Here is a 1229-nt window from a genome sequence, read left to right as displayed (position 1 = left end):
TACATAGACGGGCAACACAACGGGGGAGTGTATAACTCATTTAATCATAATACCTATGGGTATTGTTATCAAAGCCCTGTTAAGCTGGTTGATCCCAACGGAAAGCAGGCTATAGCAGGAGCAATAATAGGAGCATTTACTGAATATGCATCAATAATTGGAGAGAGGATGCTATTTGAAAACATGTCATTTTCTGAAGCTAATAAGATTATAGGATGGGGTGATATTGGAAATATCAGTATAGCAGCAGGAGTAGGATCTGTTTCGGGTATGGCTAAGTTTGCAAAATGGGCAGGGACGTCTAAAGGAAAGAAAATTTTAATCAAGATGCTTGATTTGGGGCTTGATTCAATAGAAGATATATTAAAACAATACGTTAAAGATGATGATATTGATCTAAAGCAAACATTAATTTCAACCCTTACAGGATTAGGCATGGGCAAAATACTTGATGGTACAAGTCTTCAGAGATATATTAAAAAACAAGATGATGTAATAAGTAAGGCTGAAAGCAAAATTTCTAAAATAGAAGCAGGGAAAGGAAATACCACAGGGAAAGCTAAGAGAATACGTACCCAAGAAGCTAAAATTAATAAAGCCCAGAAAGAAAAAGAATTTTATGGCGGTATTAATGATGTTGTTACTAAAACAGCAACAGCAGGAGCTAGTACAATAACTACAGGTACATATAGTAATAATAAAAAGCAAGAATGATAATGAAATTGAAAATTGTTTTTTGTTTATCTTTAAATGTTATCTTTTTAATTGGACTATATAATTCTTATATGGATGTAAAGAGGGAGAGATTTATAAAAAAAAACCAGAAACCTATAATATGTAATATAGTTGAATTATCAAAAATGGCAAAAGCATCTTCAAAATGTAATATTGAATATAAAAGTAAATTATATAAAAATATTAAAGCTAATGTTAGTGTTTTAAAATTAGGATTTAATGATGCGGATTTCTATTATGATGAAGAAAAAGATAAGGTCTTTTATAAAGTTGATATTATACGTATTGTTAATTTATTTTTAGTAGGTTTTTTTATTTCATTATTATTATGGTTTATTCCTAATAATAAGTTTACTTTATTTTAATTAGATATTATGTAAAAAAAGCGGAACTGAAAAGTTCCGCTTTTTTATTGAAGTATACATATTACTCAGATTTCACAATTCCGGTACGTAGTAGAGAATAAGAGCTTGAATAAAAGAAGATTTATCGAG

The 1229-nt window shown here is 29.5% G+C and carries 1 protein-coding gene and 1 pseudogene; both read left to right on the top strand.

What is annotated here, in order from left to right:
- Nucleotides 1-714, top strand: a pseudogene (locus tag ASC36_RS10885) (hypothetical protein); the annotation flags it as partial.
- Between the two features lie 146 nt (nt 715-860).
- Nucleotides 861-1100 (top strand): hypothetical protein, encoded by a 240-nt coding sequence (locus tag ASC36_RS10380; RefSeq protein ID WP_141656278.1) that lies wholly within the window; start codon nt 861-863, stop codon nt 1098-1100.
- The last annotated feature ends 129 nt before the right edge of the window (nt 1101-1229 follow it).

The organism is Apibacter mensalis (assembly GCF_001418685.1).
GTDB classification, from domain to species: domain Bacteria; phylum Bacteroidota; class Bacteroidia; order Flavobacteriales; family Weeksellaceae; genus Apibacter; species Apibacter mensalis.
This window is presented reverse-complemented; position numbering and strand designations above follow the sequence as displayed.